At 72.7% G+C, this 14252-nt stretch carries 12 protein-coding genes and 1 tRNA gene; 10 read left to right on the top strand and 3 right to left on the bottom strand.

Translation table 11 applies throughout. The features are described from left to right. Window positions 1-87 precede the first annotated feature (87 nt). A complete protein-coding gene (locus ACF09K_RS10625; protein ID WP_392242268.1) occupies window positions 88-1383 on the top strand; it encodes an MFS transporter in 1296 nt (431 codons plus the stop codon). 322 nt (window positions 1384-1705) lie between these two features. Here ACF09K_RS10625 and ACF09K_RS10620 read toward each other — a convergent pair whose 3' ends face one another. Continuing rightward, window positions 1706-2164: an ATP-binding protein gene (locus tag ACF09K_RS10620; RefSeq protein ID WP_392242266.1), complete on the bottom strand. Its 459-nt coding sequence runs from the start codon at window positions 2162-2164 to the stop codon at window positions 1706-1708. A gap of 249 nt (window positions 2165-2413) precedes the next feature. On the opposite strand from ACF09K_RS10620, the gene ACF09K_RS10615 reads away from it, so the two are divergent. From ACF09K_RS10615 to ACF09K_RS10575, 9 genes are all read left to right on the top strand, one after another. Next, window positions 2414-3256: a hypothetical protein gene (locus ACF09K_RS10615; protein WP_392242264.1), complete on the top strand. Its 843-nt coding sequence runs from the start codon at window positions 2414-2416 to the stop codon at window positions 3254-3256. A 170-nt stretch (window positions 3257-3426) separates the two neighbouring features. Next, the gene (locus ACF09K_RS10610; protein WP_392242455.1) at window positions 3427-4176 is read left to right on the top strand and encodes a YcnI family protein; all 750 of its coding nucleotides are present in this window, start codon (window positions 3427-3429) and stop codon (window positions 4174-4176) included. Between the two features lie 81 nt (window positions 4177-4257). Further along, window positions 4258-4908 carry an SCO family protein gene (locus ACF09K_RS10605; protein WP_392242262.1) on the top strand — a complete coding sequence of 217 codons (651 nt, stop codon included), beginning with the start codon at window positions 4258-4260 and terminating at the stop codon, window positions 4906-4908. Next, window positions 4905-5372 carry a copper chaperone PCu(A)C gene (locus ACF09K_RS10600; protein ID WP_392242261.1) on the top strand — a complete coding sequence of 156 codons (468 nt, stop codon included), beginning with the start codon at window positions 4905-4907 and terminating at the stop codon, window positions 5370-5372. Before ACF09K_RS10605 ends, ACF09K_RS10600 begins: the two co-directional genes overlap by 4 nt. Before the next feature lie 13 nt (window positions 5373-5385). Then, entirely contained in the window at window positions 5386-7380 is a 1995-nt protein-coding gene (locus ACF09K_RS10595) for a copper resistance CopC/CopD family protein (RefSeq protein WP_392242259.1), read from the top strand. A gap of 7 nt (window positions 7381-7387) precedes the next feature. Then, on the top strand, window positions 7388-8665 hold the full coding sequence (efeB, locus tag ACF09K_RS10590) for an iron uptake transporter deferrochelatase/peroxidase subunit (protein WP_392242257.1): 1278 nt from the start codon (window positions 7388-7390) through the stop codon (window positions 8663-8665). Between the two features lie 94 nt (window positions 8666-8759). Beyond that, complete coding sequence (gene pheA, locus ACF09K_RS10585) at window positions 8760-9692, top strand: prephenate dehydratase (RefSeq protein WP_392242255.1); 933 nt, start codon at window positions 8760-8762, stop codon at window positions 9690-9692. Window positions 9693-10217: 525 nt separating this feature from the next. Next, a complete protein-coding gene (serS, locus tag ACF09K_RS10580; protein ID WP_392242254.1) occupies window positions 10218-11495 on the top strand; it encodes a serine--tRNA ligase in 1278 nt (425 codons plus the stop codon). Next, window positions 11492-12304: an HAD family hydrolase gene (locus ACF09K_RS10575; protein ID WP_392242252.1), complete on the top strand. Its 813-nt coding sequence runs from the start codon at window positions 11492-11494 to the stop codon at window positions 12302-12304. The genes serS and ACF09K_RS10575 overlap by 4 nt, the downstream gene beginning before the upstream one ends. Before the next feature lie 327 nt (window positions 12305-12631). Here the strand turns inward: ACF09K_RS10575 and ACF09K_RS10570 are convergent. Together ACF09K_RS10570 and ACF09K_RS10565 are read right to left on the bottom strand one after the other, a co-directional pair. Next, window positions 12632-12716 (bottom strand) — tRNA-Ser (locus tag ACF09K_RS10570). Window positions 12717-13528: 812 nt separating this feature from the next. Beyond that, window positions 13529-14248: an ABC transporter permease subunit gene (locus ACF09K_RS10565; RefSeq protein ID WP_392242251.1), complete on the bottom strand. Its 720-nt coding sequence runs from the start codon at window positions 14246-14248 to the stop codon at window positions 13529-13531. Between the last annotated feature and the right edge of the window lie 4 nt (window positions 14249-14252).

The raw sequence follows: 14252 nt of genomic DNA, 5'->3' as shown, positions 1-14252 counted from the left end.
GGCACTCCGGCACCGGCCTGGTGGACCAATGAGCCGGTACCGGATTGGTGCTGTCGACGGGCCCACCGGGTCCCTAGCTTCGTGAGCATGACCAAGACGCCGCCGCAGCGGCTGCTCGCCCTGGCCCAGTTGAGCAACTCCGTCGGGGACGGCGCCTACTACACGACGTCGGCGCTCTACTTCACCCAGGTCGTCGGTCTCGCTCCCGCGCGCGTGGGGCTGGGACTGACCATCGGCTGGGCGGCCGGTTCGCTGGCCGGACTTCCGCTGGGCAGGCTGGCCGACCGGCGCGGTCCGCGCGGCACGGCGGTGCTGCTGGCGCTGGCGACCGGGGCGGCGGTGGCGTCCTTCACGCTCGTGCGCGGCTTCGTCCCGTTCGTGCTGGTGGCCTGCGCGTACGCGGCCGCCCAGTCGGGGCTGGCGGCGGCGCGGCAGGCGCTGCTGGCGGGGCTGGTGCCCGCCGGGGAGCGGACGGGCCTGCTGGCCCGGCTCCAGTCGACGCTCAACGCGGGGCTGGCGGTGGGCGCCGGACTCGGCGGGCTCGCCCTGCACGCCGGGACGCGGGCGGCGTACCTCGCGGTGTTCGCGGTCGACGCGGCGAGCTTCCTGGTGTGCGCGCTGCTGCTCCTCGCCCTGCCGCGCGTCGCGTCCGTCCGGGCCCGCCCGCGCGGCGGTCTCGGCGCGCTGCGCGACCGGCCGTACGCGGTCGTCGCGCTGCTGAACACCGTGCTGCTGCTGCGACTGCCGCTGCTCAGCCTGGTCCTGCCGCTGTGGATCACCGAGCGGACCGGGGCGCCGGCCTGGCTGGTGTCCGCGCTGTTCGTGCTCAACACCGCCGCGGTGACGGTGTTCCAGGTGCGGGTGGCGCGGGGCGTCACCGGTCTGGCCGGCGCCACGCACGTCCTGCGGCGGGCGGGCTGGGTGATGTGCGCCGCCTGCGCCGTGTTCGCGCTGTCCGCCGGGACCTCCGCACGGGTGGCGGCGGGCGTCCTGGTGGTGGGGGCGATGCTCCAGGCGGCGGCCGAGATGGGGCAGTCGGCGGGCTCCTGGCAGCTCTCCTTCGATCTGGCCCCGGCCGGCCGCGTGGGCGAGTACCAGGGGCTGTTCGGCACGGGCGTCACCGTCGCCCGCACCCTCGGCCCGCTCCTCCTGACCGCCCTCCTCGTGGAGTGGGGCCCACCGGGCTGGCTGCTGCTCGCCGGTCTGACCCTGACGGCCTCGTACGCCATGGGCCCGGCGGCCCGGCGGGCCGCCGCCGGGCGGAAGGGGGACGCCGGGCGGGAGGGGGACACCGGGCGGGAGGGGGACACCGGGCGGGAGGGGGACACCGGGGAACCGCACACCGCCCGCTCGGCACCGGTCGGCGGGCCCTCCCCGACGTGACCGGCGGAGCATCCGCCGACGGACGAACCACCCCCGACGGCCCCGCGCACGGCAGGACCGGCGCCCCGGCGAGCTGCCACCGGGCGGGAGGGAGCCGCCGGGGGACCCGGTGCCGTCCGGCCGGCCCCGGTCAGCCGGGGCTGCGGGGCGGGAGCGGCAAGGTGTCCACGAACAGGGCGCCCGCCGGCGGGCCGGCGCTGCCGCGCGGGCTCCACGCGCGCGTGGAGGTCGGCGGCGAGCACGGTCAGTGCCGTGCAGACGGGACGTAGGACGGCATTACTCGGACCGCGGTGCTCGGACGGCCGGGATCAGACGGCCGGGATCAGACGGCCATGAGCGGCGCGTCCTCGCGCCACTTGAGGATCTTGTCGAAGCTGACCACGGCCCCGCCGAGACCCGACTCGTTGCCGATGTGGACGTGGTCGGCGAGTTCCCGGATGAGGTACAGGCCGCGGCCCGCCTCGGCATCCGTGTGCACGGGGACGGGACCGGGGGCGGGACGTCCGGCCGTGAAGCCGGGGCCCGAGTCGGCGACCTCGATGCGGCACTTCTCTCCGTCGAGGTAGGCGGTGACCCGGTAGGCCTCCGAACAGCCGCCGTGCGCCGCGCTCCGCCCCCCGTGCTCGACGGCGTTGGCGCAGGCCTCGCTCAGGGCGACGGAGAGATCGTACGAGACGTCGGGGTCGACACCCGCCGTCTCCATCGCGCCGAGCAGCAGACGCCGGGCCAGCGGCACGCTCGCGGCCTCGCGCCGCAGATGGAGTGACCACCAGATGCTCATGCTCCAGCCTCCAGGCCGCGGCTCGACATACCGATACGTATTGCCGCCCTGCACCCTGAGTAAGCACGATTTCCGCGTGACGCCGCCCATACGGGGGATGTGTGGTCCGCGAAGAACGGTGTATGAGCGCATTGGAGGAATCACGCGCACCTGTCGCACCAGGAGGTGGTCTTCGGGTGCGGGGGAATCCCGCGGACCCGGGGGCCTGGCGTACGGCAGCCGCGGGGCCAGTGCGATGATGAGCCCGCCATGACCGACCCCCACCAGCGCACGGCGCGCTCCGGAGGCTCTCTCCGGCTGCTGCGGGCCGCGGTGTTCGCCGCGGTCTGCGTCGTGCTGGCCGGGGCGGGGCACACGCTCGCCTCCTGCGCCGCCGTCCCGCTGTGGACGCTGGGCGCCGGATTCCTGGGAGTCCTCGCGGTCGTGGTGCCGCTCGCCGGGCGCGAGCGGTCGTTGCCGGGCATCGCGGCGCTGCTCGCCGTCGGACAGACCGCCCTGCACACCCTGTTCGGCCTCGGCCAGCACGCGTCGACGGCCGTCGCGTCGACCACGACGACCACCACCGCCTCCGACGCCGCGCTGATCGAGCGGGCCGCACGGCTCGTGTGCGGGGCCACCGCCGCAGCGCTGAGCCCGGCGCAGGCCCAGAGGATCCTCGTCGAGGCCCGGCTCCAGCCGGGCGGCGACGGCACGGGTACCGGGGCCGGTATGGGGTCCGTGCACCATCCGGCGGACGCCGTGGCCGACACCACGGGCTCGTCGATGGCGCTGCTGCCGTCCCTGCCGATGCTGCTCGCCCACGTCCTCGCGGCCGTCGCCGCCGGATGGCTGCTGCGGCGCGGCGACTCGGCCCTGCTGCGGCTCATGGACCTGTCCGCGCACGGCGTCGCCGAAGCCGCGTCCGTGCGGTCCCTGCGCGGTGCGCTCGCCCTGGTGCGCGCCCTGCTCGCCGGACTGCCCGCCCTGCCGGAGGCCGGTCCGCGCGTTCCGCGCACCGCGCTGCTCCCCTCCCCCAGGCCGCCCGTCGAGGCGCTCCAGCACACGGTGGTCAGGCGCGGTCCACCCGCCGCCGTTCTCGTCCTCGCGGCCTGACACGACACGACCGGCACTCCACTTCACGGGGAGGGGCGGCCGCCGTCGTGCGGCACGCGCGCGTGCGCACGCCTTCGCGTGCCCACGCCCGACCCCCGCGCGGTCGGACCTCACCGTTTCCCCCGTCGTACCTCACTCGAAGTGGAGTGCTCCCTGTCATGAAGCCTGTCCTGAGGGTTTCTCGCCTCGCCGCCGCCGCCGCCGTCGCCGTGGCCGGTTCCGCCGTTCTCGTCCTGTCCTCGCCCGCCTTCGCGCACGTCAGCGTGCAGCCGGAGGGCACGGCCGCGAAGGGCGGCTACGCCGTCGTGAACTTCCGCGTCCCCAACGAGCGCGACAACGCCTCGACCACCGCGTTGGAGGTCAACTTCCCGGCCGACGCGCCCCTCTCCTCGGTGATGCCGCAGAAGATCGACGGCTGGAAGATCACGATCACCAAGAGCAAGCTCGCCAAGCCGCTGGAGGTGCACGGGCGGCAGATCTCCGAGGCCGTCTCCAAGGTGACCTGGACCGCCGACGGCAAGGGCGTCGAGCCCGGCTTCATCCAGCAGTTCCCGGTCTCCATCGGCGCCCTGCCCGAGGACGCCGACCAGCTCGTCTTCAAGGCGATCCAGACGTACTCCAACAAGGAGGTCGTGCGCTGGATCGAGGTGCCGGAGGAAGGCGCCGAGGAGCCGGCGAACCCGGCACCGGTGCTCGCCCTGTCCGCCGCCGAGGACGGCCACGCCCACGGTTCGTCCGCCGAGGAGTCGTCCGGCAAGTCCGGTGACGCCGAGCCGGCCGCCACCACCGAGGCCGCCGGCTCCTCCGACGGCACCGACACCACCGCCCGGGTCCTGGGCGTCGCCGGCATCGTCGTCGGGGTCGCCGGTGGGGCCTACGGCGTGTTCGCCGCCCGTCGCCGGGCCGCCGACGCCTCCTGAGGCCCGCTCGTCCGCGGTGCGCGTCGGGGGCCTCCACGCCCCCGGCGCGCACCGGAGTTCACACCACTGGGACATCTCTCCATGCGCAAGAAGACGTTCGCCGCGGCCGCACTGCTCGCCGCGGCCACCCTCACCCTCTCCGCCTGCGGCGGTGACGACAGCGGTGCCGGCCCCGCCGCGGTCGTCTCCGAGGACTCCTCGCAGCAGGCCGCGACCGTGCTCGACCAGCCCTTCACCAAGCCGGACCTGGTCCTGACCGACACCCAGGGCAAGCCCTACGACCTCCGCGAGGAGACCGCCGGCCGCCCGACACTGGTGTACTTCGGCTACACCCACTGCCCGGACGTCTGCCCGCTGACGATGAACAACATCGCCGTCGCGAAGAAGCAGTTGCCCAAGGCGGACCAGGACGCCCTGCGCGTCGTGTTCGTCACCACCGACCCGGACCGCGACACCCCGGCCGCGCTCGCCGCCTGGCTCAAGGGCATCGACTCCCAGGTGGTCGGCCTGACCGGCGACTTCGCCACCATCCGGACCGCCGCGCGCTCCCTCGGCATCTCCATCGAGCCGCCGCACAAGGACAAGAACGGCAAGGTCGTCTCCACCCACGGCACCCAGGTCATCGCCTTCTCCCCGAAGAGCGACGGCGGGTACGTCCTCTACGGCGAGGACGCCAAGGTCGACGACTACATCAAGGACCTGCCCAGGATCGTCAAGGGGCAGAACCCGTGAAGCGGCCCGCCGTCCGCGTCGCGGCACTGCCCTGCGCCCTGACCGCCGCCCTGGTCCTCGCGGGCTGTGGCTCCGACTCCGCCGGCTCGGCGGCCGAGCTGTCCGTCAGCGCCGCCTACATGCCGCAACCGGTCTCCGCCTCCATGGCCGCCGGCTTCCTGACCATCACCAACGAGGGCGGCACGAAGGACGAGCTGACCTCCGTCACCAGCGATGCCGCCGGCAGCGTGACCGTCCACGAGACCGTCGGCGGAGCCATGCGGGAGGTCGACTCCCTGGAGGTGCCGGCGGGCGGCCGGCTCCGGCTGGCCAGCGGCGGGAACCACCTGATGTTCGAAAAGCTGAAGCGGAAGCCGCTGCAGGGCGAGAAGGTGACCGTGGAACTGCACTTCGCCGATTCCGGAACAGTCGAGGTCGAGATGCCGGTGGAAGCCGCCACCTACACCCCGGACACCGGAAGCTGAGGGAGGGACCGCCTTGCCCACGACCATCGCCCCCAGGATCCGGACGCTGGTGCTGCTGTTCCTGACCGTCACCGGCGCACTCCTCGCCGGCGCCGGGCAGGCCTTCGCGCACGCCGCGCTGACCGGCAGCGACCCCGCGCAGGGGGCGGTGGTCGAGAAGGCGCCCGCCCGGGTCTCGCTGACCTTCTCCGAGCAGGTCTCCACGGGTGCCGACTCCGTGCGCGTGCTCGACCCGAAAGGCGGGCGCGTCGACACCGGCGAGCCGTCCGCCGTCGGCGGCACCACCTACGCCGTGCCCCTGCACTCGGGGCTGCCCGACGGCACGTACACGGTGACCTACCAGGTGGTGTCCGCGGACAGCCATCCCGTCGCCGGCGCCTACACCTTCTCCATCGGCGCCCCCTCCGCGACCAGTGTCCCGGCGACCGCGCGGGAGGCCGGCGGAGGAGCCGTCGGCAGGCTGTACGGCTTCGGCCGGTACCTGTCGTACGCCGGATTCATCGTCCTGGCCGGCGGGGCCGCCTTCGTCCTGGGCTGCTGGCCGGGCGGTGCGGGTGTGCGGGCCGTCCAGCGGCTCGTCGTCTCCGGCTGGCTCGCGCTCACCTCCGCCACACTCTTCCTGTTGCTCCTGCGCGGCTCCTACACCGGCTCCGGCAAGGTCGGCGACGTCTTCGACCTCGAACTGCTCGGGCAGGTCCTGCAGACCAAGCCGGGCGCCGCGCTCGTCTCCCGGCTGCTGCTGCTCGCCGCGGCCGCACTGTTCATCGCCGTGCTCTTCGGCGCGTACGACAAGCGGGAGGGTGCGGAGAAGCGGGACCTGACCTTCGGACTCGCCATCGGCGGAACCGTCGTGGCGGCCGGGCTCGCGGCGAGCTGGGCGATGGCCGAGCACGCTTCCACCGGACTCCAGCCGGGCATCGCGATGCCGGTGGACGTCGTCCACCTGCTGGCCGTCGCCGCCTGGCTCGGCGGGCTGTGCGCGCTCCTGGTGGCGCTGTACCGGAGCGACGCCCCGGTGGAGGCGTCGGCCGTCCGCCGGTTCTCCCGGGTCGCCTTCGGCAGTGTCGTCACCCTCGTCGTGACCGGTGTCTACCAGTCGTGGCGCCAGCTCGGTTCCTGGTCCGCCTTCACCGAGACCCGCTACGGGCAGCTCCTGCTCCTCAAGATCGGGCTGGTGGCACTGCTCGTCGGCGTCGCCTGGATCTCGCGGCGGTGGACCAACCGGCTGGGGGAGACGGCGGGGGCCGGAGCGGCCACTGCGGAGGCGGCCACCGCGGGGGCGGCGGCCGCGGAGGCGACAGCAGCAGAGGCGGCGGCAGCAGAGGCGACAGCCACGGGGACGATGTCTGCGGAGACGGCGGGAACCGGGGCCGCAGGGGCCGTGGCCCATACGGATGCCGGAAAGGCGTCCGGGTCCGGGTCTGCCGCTGCCGCGCGGGCCGTCCAGCTCGCGCGGCAGCGGGCCGCCGTGGACGCGACACGGCAGAAGCGGCTGCGTGACGCCGACCCCCACCGGCTCGGCCTGCGCCGTTCGGTACTCGCCGAGACGGGCGTCGCCGTCGTCCTGCTCGCCGTCACCACACTGCTGACCTCCACCGAACCCGGCCGTACGGAACAGGACGCCAAGGCGGCCACTGCGGCCCCGGCTGCCTCGTCGGACACCTCGGGAGCCGTGACCCTCGACATGTCCTTCGACACCGGCGGTACCGACGGCAAGGGCGTCGTCAGCGTCGACATCGACCCCGCGCGGACCGGCGCCAACGAGATGCACGTCTATGTGACCCGGCCCAACGGGCGCGCCTTCGACGTGCCCGAGGTGAAGGTCGCCTTCACCCTCGAGAGCAAGAAGATCGGGCCGCTGCCCGTCACCCCCGACCACATCACCACCGGCCACTGGTCGGCGAACGCGGTCCAGATCCCCATGGCCGGCGAATGGCAGATCGCCGTGACCGTACGGACCTCCGACATCGACCAGGCGACCGTCTCCAAGAACGCGCAGATCGGCTGAACGACCCATGTCTGACCAGACCCTTCCGAAGGCCCCCGAGAAGCCCCTGCCCCCCGACGCACCCCGGGCGGGCCTGACCCGGCGCAAGCTGCTCGGCACCGCCGGGGCCACCGGGCTCGTGGTCGGCGCCGCGGGCGGAGCGGCCGGTTACGTCGCGGCACCGGCGCAAGCCACCCCGCTGTCCTCGATCGGGTCCGGTCAGGCGATGTTCCACGTGAAACATCAGCCCGGCATCACCCAGGGACTCCAGGCCCGCGGTCATCTCGTCGCCTTCGACCTCGCGGCGGGCGCGGGCCGCAAGGAAGCCGCGGCACTACTGCGCCGCTGGTCGGAGACGGCCCGGCGACTGATGGCCGGCGAAGCCGCGGCGCAGGACGACACGGACATCGCGCGGGACGCGGGACCGTCGTCGCTGACGATCACCTTCGGCTTCGGCCACAGCTTCTTCGCACGCACCGGCCTGGAGAAGCAGCGGCCGGTCGCCCTGGACCCCCTGCCCGACTTCTCCTCCGACCGGCTCGACAAGGCCCGCAGCAACGGCGACCTGTGGGTGCAGATCGGCGCGAACGACGCCCTGGTGGCCTTCCACGCCCTGCGCGCGATCCAGAAGGACGCGGGCAGGGCGGCGAAGGTCCGCTGGCAGATGAACGGCTTCAACCGCACACCGGGTGCGACCGCCCACCCCATGACGGCCAGGAACCTGATGGGACAGATGGACGGCACCCGCAATCCGAAGCCGGCGGACGCCGACTTCGACCGGCGGATCTTCGTGCCGGAGTCGGGGTCGAACGACCCGGCATGGATGGCCAACGGCTCCTACGCCGTCGTACGCCGGATCCGCATGCTCCTCGACGACTGGGAGCAGTTGTCGGTCACGGCGCAGGAACAGGTCATCGGGCGCCGCAAATCCGACGGGGCGCCGCTGTCCGGCGGGACCGAGACGACCGAGATGGACCTGGAGAAGACGGACGCCAACGGCGATCTGGTAGTCCCGGTCAACGCCCACGCCCGGATCACCCGCCCCGACCAGAACGGGGGCGCGGCGATGCTGCGCCGACCGTTCTCGTACCACGACGGCATCGACGCCGACGGGGTGCCGGACGCGGGCCTGCTGTTCGTCTGCTGGCAGGCCGATCCGTTGCGCGGATTCGTCACCGTGCAGCGCAAGCTGGACCGCGGGGACGCGCTGTCCACGTACATCCGGCACGAGTCGAGCGGCCTGTTCGCGGTGCCGGGCGGAGCGCCGGAGGGCGAGTACGTGGGGCAGCGGCTGCTGGAGGGGTGAGGCACACCGGAGACGGGTCACGCCGGTTCACTCGCGTGAGGGGCACCCGTGAGACGCCGGCTCCTCGCCCCGCAAGGCCCATTAGGGTGAGGCCATGCCAGCGAGCTATGCGTATCTCGGCCCCGAGGGCACCTTCACGGAGGTCGCCCTGCGCACGCTTCCGGAGGCGGCCACCCGGCAGCTGATTCCGTACGTGTCCGTGCAGTCCGCCCTCGACGCGGTCCGGACCGGCGAGACCGAGGCGGCGTTCGTGCCGATCGAGAACTCGGTCGAGGGCGGCATCACCACGACCCTCGACGAACTGGTCGCGGGCACGCCGTTGATGATCTACCGCGAGGTCCTGCTGTCGATCACCTTCGCGCTGCTGGTCAAGCCGGGCACGAAGCTGTCCGAGATCAAGACGGTCTCGGCCCACCCGGCCGCGCAGCCGCAGGTGCGCAACTGGCTCAAGGCCAACCTTCCCGACGCCGTGTGGGAGTCGGCGGCCTCGAACGCGGACGCCGCGCGCCTGGTGCGCGAGGGCCGTTACGACGCCGCCTTCGCGGGTGAGTTCGCGGCCGCCCGGTACGGCCTCGAGGCGCTGGAGACGGAGATCCACGACGCGGAGAACGCGCAGACGCGTTTCGTGCTGGTGGGCCGGCCGGCCCGGCCCGCCGCGCCGACCGGCGCCGACAAGACGTCCGTCGTGCTGTGGCAGCGCGACGACCATCCGGGCGGGCTGCGCGACCTGCTGGGCGAGTTCGCCACCCGTGGCATCAACCTCATGGTGCTCCAGTCGCGGCCGACCGGCGCCGGGATCGGCAACTACTGCTTCTGCATCGACGCGGCCGGTCACATCTCCGAGCGCAGGATGGCGGAGGCGCTCATGGGGCTGAAGCGCATCTGCCGAGACGTCCGCTTCCTCGGCTCGTACCCGCGTGCGGACGTGACCGCGGCGCAGGTGCGGGCACCACTGCCGGGGACCTCGGAGGGCGAGTTCATGGCGGCGGCGGAATGGGTCACGCGCTGCCAGGACGGCCGGTTCTGAACCGCGTCGGGCCGGTCCTACCTGCATATCTTCGTTATCCACAGAGGTTATCCACAGGGCCTCATCTCGACCTGGGGACAAGTCGACACCGAAGCACCGTTCAGTCGACAAATACCCCTAGGGCCTCCCGGTCGGCACTCCGCGCGCCGCGCCTCTCTTCGTCCATCCATTTCCTTCGATCAACCCTTTGGAGTGACCCTTTTCCACCTGAAAGTGAGCGCGGAAGGGGTTTGGCCAAGGAATTCACCCCGCCGAACACTTACCGGAATGATCGATTCCGATATCCACAGATCTTTCGCACAGCCTGTGGATAACTTTTCGAGAGCATGCACCCCTGTGGACAACCGCCTTCAAGTACCGCTCCGCAGAGGGAAGTCGAGTCCACGCCCGACCACGGCGCCGCGACGCCGTCCCGTCCGGCCCGCACACGGGAACTCCCAGGGCATTTGCCTCATAGCGGACCGTGAGGCGTGTTCCGCAATAGTGAGTCGTGAGCCGTCACCCCACACCGGTAGCCTTGACCACGTGATTGACCTTCGCCTGCTCCGTGAGGACCCCGACCGTGTGCGCGCGTCCCAGCGCGCCCGTGGAGAGGACGTCGCGCTCGTCGACGCTCTCCTGTCTGCCGACGAGCGGCGCAGGTCGTCCGGCGTCCGCTTCGACGAGCTGCGAGCCGAGCAGAAGGCGCTCGGCAAGCTCATCCCCAAGGCCGCTCCGGACGAGAAGGCCGAGCTCCTGAAGAAGGCGAGCCAGCTCGCCGCGGACGTCAAGGCCGCCGACGCCGAGCGCGACGCCGCCGACACCGAGACCCAGGAGCTCGTCCTCCGGCTCAGCAACCTCGTGCACCCCGAGGTGCCCGTGGGCGGCGAGGAGGACTTCGTCGAGCTGGAGACGCACGGCACGATCCGCGACTTCGGCGCCGAGGGCTTCGAGCCCAAGGACCACCTGGAGCTCGGCCGGCTGCTGGGCGCCATCGACGTCGAGCGCGGCGCCAAGGTCTCCGGTTCGCGGTTCTACTTCCTCACCGGCGTCGGCGCACTGCTGGAGCTGGCCCTGGTCAACGCGGCGATCGCCCAGGCCACGGCGGCCGGCTTCACGCCGATGCTGACCCCGGCCCTGGTCCGCCCGCAGTCCATGGCGGGCACCGGCTTCCTCGGCCAGGCAGCCCAGGACGTCTACCACCTCGACCAGGACGATCTCTACCTGGTCGGCACCTCCGAGGTCGCCCTCGCCGCGTACCACATGGACGAGATCATCGACGCCGAGCGGCTGCCGTTGCGGTACGCCGGCTTCTCCCCGTGCTTCCGCCGCGAGGCCGGCTCGCACGGCAAGGACACCAAGGGCATCTTCCGCGTCCACCAGTTCGACAAGGTGGAGATGTTCTCCTACGTCGCTCCGGAGGACTCGCAGGCCGAGCACCAGCGCCTGCTGGCGTGGGAGAAGCAGTGGCTGAGCTCGCTGGAGCTGCCGTTCCGCGTGATCGACGTCGCCTCCGGTGACCTCGGTTCCTCGGCCGCCCGCAAGTTCGACTGCGAGGCCTGGATCCCGACGCAGGGCAAGTACCGCGAACTGACCTCGACGTCGGACTGCACCGAGTTCCAGTCCCGCCGCCTGTCGATCCGCGTCCGCGAGGGGAAGCAGGTCCGCCCGCTGGCCACGCTCAACGGCACTCTGTGCGCCGTCCCGCGCACCATCGTGGCGATCCTGGAGAACCACCAGCAGGCCGACGGCTCCGTGCGCGTGCCCGAGGTGCTGCGGCCCTACCTGGGCGGCCGGGAAGTCCTGGAGCCGGTGGCCAAGTGAGCGAGGCCGCCCCGGGGTTCCCGTACCGGCTGATCGCGACCGACCTCGACGGGACGCTGCTGCGCTCCGACGAGTCGGTCTCCCTCCGCACCCGTGACGCCCTCGCCGCGGCCACCGCGGCGGGCGCGTCCCACATCGTGGTGACCGGCCGCGGCGTCCCGTGGACCCGGCACATCCTCGACGACCTCGGCTACGACGGCCTCGCGGTCTGCGGTCAGGGCGCCCAGGTCTACGACGCCGGCGCGCACCGCCTGCTGACCTCGGTGACCCTGGACCGGCAGCTGGCCGGGGTGGCACTGGCCAAGATCGAGGCCGAGGTGGGCCCGCTGTACCTGGCGGCGAGCCGGGACGGGCTGGACGGCGAGGTGCTCGTCGGCCCCGGTTACGCGGTCACCGAGACGCTCCCCTCGACGCCGTTCACCGACGCGTCGGACCTCTGGGCGGCCCCGCTGAACAAGATCTACATACAGCACCCCGAGCTGTCGGACGACGAGCTGGCCGAGGCGGCCCGTCAGACCGCGGGCGGCTTCGTCTCGGTGGCGATGGCCGGCGCGGGAATCGTGGAACTGCTCCCCCTCGGCCTGTCCAAGGCCACCGGTCTCTCCCTGGCGGCCCGCCGCCTGGGCCTGAAGGCCGCCGACACGATCGCCTTCGGCGACATGCCCAACGACATCCCCATGTTCGCCTGGTCCGCCAGGAGCGTGGCCATGGCCAACGCCCACCAGGAGCTGAAAGCGGTGGCCGACGAAGTGACCACCTCCAACGAGGAGGACGGCATCGCGGTGGTGCTGGAAAAGCTCCTGGCGTAGGCACGGCGAAGCACACGGCCGGGCGGCAGGCCTGACGGGCTGACGGGCTGACGGGCTGACGGGCTGACGGGCTGACGGGCTGACGGGCTGACGGGCTGACGGCAAGGCTCCGTCACACGAGGGCTGCGAGGGGGATCGCCGCAGGCGATCAGGGGCGCGGCGAACTGCGCGACCAGCCACCCCCTGCCCGCGCCCGACCGGGCCACCTGCCCGGCAGCGGCGGCGGTCGCAGCCCGACGGGGCTGCGGGCTGCGGGGAGGCAACCCGCCGGGCTTCTCGACGTACCCCGGCCGAAGCCCTCGGCCCGGTCGAAGGGACGACGTCCTGCGGAGGATGCACGGATCGAACGTGCGCGGGGTTCCCCCCGACCACGGCTTAGCAAGCCGGTGCCTTACCACTCGGCCAATCCTCCGGGTGGGCGGCCCACGCGAGAGCGACATCGCGTGCTCGAAGCGGCCGCCCCGGGCAGTTCCCCGTGCGGGGCGGACTCCCTGGAGAGGTGACTACTCCGGAGACCGCCCTCGGCTGCCCTGTCGGGAGCCGGACGTACTGCCGTGCATGGACATCGCCCTGCTCCTCTCCCAGCATGTGGCGCCGTGCTCACCGGCGCTGCGGACGACAACCATCCTGCCCGCGGGCCGAGAGGGACGCCACTGAATAAAACAAATGCACGAATAGCGGGATTCGCCGGGTCCGGTGTCCGGACGGACCGGATCGGCTGGACGCCGCTCTCCCCGCGGCGTCACCGGCACCGACGTGGCTTGCTGAAGAGCCACCCTGCCGGCGGCTCGGCCGAGCGCCACGGTCGGGGCTCGGGCGCCTGCGCGCTCCGGCGCGCGGCGGGCATCCGGGCACGGGCGGACGGCTCGGAGGTCTCGGCGGCCCGTACGAAGTCCTCGTCGAGAACGACATCGCCCCAGCCGCCGTCCGGCTCCTGCCCCGCAGCCGGGTACCCGGACCGGTCCCCGAACCGGTCCGCGGCCCGGTCCCGAGGGTGCCGGTCCGACGAGGGCCGCTCCGAGGACCGGTCCGCAGCCCGGTCTGGCGTGCCGACCCCCGACCGCCCGCGGTCGGCCCCGCGTTCACGACCGCCGAACCGCGCCGCCCCGTCCACCGTCCCGGCCTCCCGCCGTCCTCACGGCCTCTGTCCGTCCGCCCGGTGTGCCCGGGCGGAGATCGGACCCCCGTCAGCGTCCCTCGAAGGGCCTGGCGGGGACGCGCCGCCTACTCCTCCCCCGCCAGTGTCAGCGCCCGCAGCTTCTGTCCCGCGTACCAGGTGGCCAGCACCGTCACCGCCACCAGCAGGACGGTCGCCGTGGTCAGTCCGACGTCCGAGGTGATCAGGTCACCGCCGGCGACCTTGTCGGCGACGGCCAGCGACCACTGCTGGACGCTGAGCGTGCGCGCGCCCGGCACCAGCGAACCGAACAGCGCCTCCCACACCAGGGCGTAGACGAGGCCGAAGACCACCGCGTGCCGGGACACCGTGCCCAGCAGCAGGAACAGCGCCGCGTAGGCGATGGAGGACACCAGTGCGGCGACCGTGTAGGCGACGGCGATCTGCTGTCCGTTGCCGTTGAGGACGAACCCGGCGATCAGGGTGGGCAGCGCCGAGAACACCATCGTCACCGCGATGGCCACGATGAGCTTGGTGAAGATGATCGTCGGCCGCTTCAGCGGCTTGGACAGGAGGTACACCACGGAACCGTCGTCGATCTCGGGCCCGATCGCGCCCGTGCCGGCGATGACGCCGATGATCGGCACCATGGTGGCGAGCGCGAGCCCGCCGAGCAGGTCGGACGCGGTCTGGTCGTCGGCGCCGGCGAGGCCGCGCACCACCACCGAGATCGCGATCAGCAACAGGGGCAGCGCGCCCAGGATGAGGGCCCGGCGTCGGCCGAGCAGGGCCCGGTACGTGAGTCGGGCGACTGTGGGGTCGTACATCTTC

The organism is Streptomyces sp. NPDC014882, from assembly GCF_043081325.1.
Taxonomy (GTDB): domain Bacteria; phylum Actinomycetota; class Actinomycetes; order Streptomycetales; family Streptomycetaceae; genus Streptomyces.
The sequence above is the reverse complement of the archived record's forward strand: the minus strand, read 5'-3'. Positions and strand labels throughout refer to the sequence as shown.